The following is a 1,406-nucleotide window of genomic DNA, read 5'->3' as shown; positions in this document are numbered from 1 at the left end:
GTTGCAGACAATCTCCGCATAACTTCTTGTGGAAAATCTCCGCATAACCTGTTGCAGACAATCTCCGCATAACCTGTTGCAGTTTTTTATATTTCCTTAATAACACTGATTCACCCGAATGTGCCATTTATGTCAATCGTACCATCGAGTCTGAAAACGATTTGCAAAGGTATGAAAAAATCATTTTTTTCATCCATCTCCTCCCCCACCACCATTATTTTTTATGATTTATCAGTATTGACAGAGATACACCCTGTTAATTGAAAATGTAAAAAAAGTTATTTTTCCGTGGATTTGTTTACAACTTCGGCTATTTCTACTAACTTTGTAAACAAAACCAAGATACTATGCCTGACAATACACTAGCTATCAGACTACGGGAAGCAAGACTCATGCGAGGACTAAGCATGGATAAGCTCATCGAACTTGCCGACTTTGTCGTAACCAAGCAAAGCCTTTCAAGATATGAGCGAGGCATCATGCGCCCACATGCCAACGTGATTTCGGCGCTTGCCAAAGCCCTTGACATCAGCGAGGATTATTTTCTCGGCACCAACATACTCATCGACATGCCCATGCTCCGCACCACATCGGGAGGCAAGCTGCAAGAGGATGTTCTCACGGCGATAGAGGCGAGACTGGCTTACTGGACAGAACGGCTGCTCGCCAAAGAACGCACTGTCGGCATCTCCGGAGAGTTCCGGAATCCGATTGAAGACTTTCAGGTTTCCTCACTTGAGGATGCCATACAGGCTGCCGACCTCCTGCGCCGGCTCTGGCATTGCGGCGACGGCCCCATCGCCAGTGTGCTCCGCCTGCTGGAGCGCAAGGGAATCAGAATCATGGAGGACGAACTTCCTGCCGGTGTCTACGGCCTCAGCACATGGGCAGACCGTCGTCTGCCGCTGATTGTCCTCGATCTTCGTGAAGACAAGACTACCGTAGAGCGCCTTCGCTTCACCGCCGCACACGAGCTCGCCCACCTGCTGCTCTCCTTCCCGCCCTCTCCAGACCTGTCTGTGGAAAAGCGCTGCAACAAGTTCGCCAGCTTCTTCCTTTTCCCCAAGTCCGCATTCATAGAAGAGATGGGCGGCGAGCATCGCGACGAGCTGACGCTCGGGGAGATGACAGACCTGAAGGAACTGTATGGCGTTTCCATTGCCGCCCAAGTGCACGAAGCCTGGGATCTCCGAATGATTTCGCGAGAACACTACGACTGGTGGTACGACGAGAACATCAAGAAGAATAAGATGGAAGAAGGCTGGGGCGTATACACATTCCCAGAAACGGTGGGAAGGGAGAAGAGAATGGATGCAAGGATTAAAAGCATGGAGGAATAAAATATGGCAGAATTGATATCACATATATACCAAGATCATGTAGGACATTGGATTATACAGTCTAAT

Annotated in this window: 1 protein-coding gene; it reads left to right on the top strand. The window is 49.1% G+C overall.

Annotated features, from left to right (window positions below):
• The first annotated feature begins 347 nt into the window (after nt 1-347).
• Nucleotides 348-1,340 (top strand): helix-turn-helix domain-containing protein, encoded by a 993-nt coding sequence (locus QVO99_RS00005; protein WP_022315531.1) that lies wholly within the window; start codon nt 348-350, stop codon nt 1,338-1,340.
• The last annotated feature ends 66 nt before the right edge of the window (nt 1,341-1,406 follow it).

Origin of the sequence: Prevotella sp. CAG:592, assembly GCF_000436015.1 — a bacterium.
GTDB lineage: Bacteria > Bacteroidota > Bacteroidia > Bacteroidales > Bacteroidaceae > Prevotella > Prevotella pectinovora.
The sequence above is the reverse complement of the archived record's forward strand: the minus strand, read 5'-3'. Positions and strand labels throughout refer to the sequence as shown.

Excerpts from the sequence above, each read along its gene's own strand:
- QVO99_RS00005 (WP_022315531.1), top strand. The coding sequence starts at position 348 with ATGCCTGACAATACACTAGCTATCAGACTACGGGAAGCAAGACTCATG.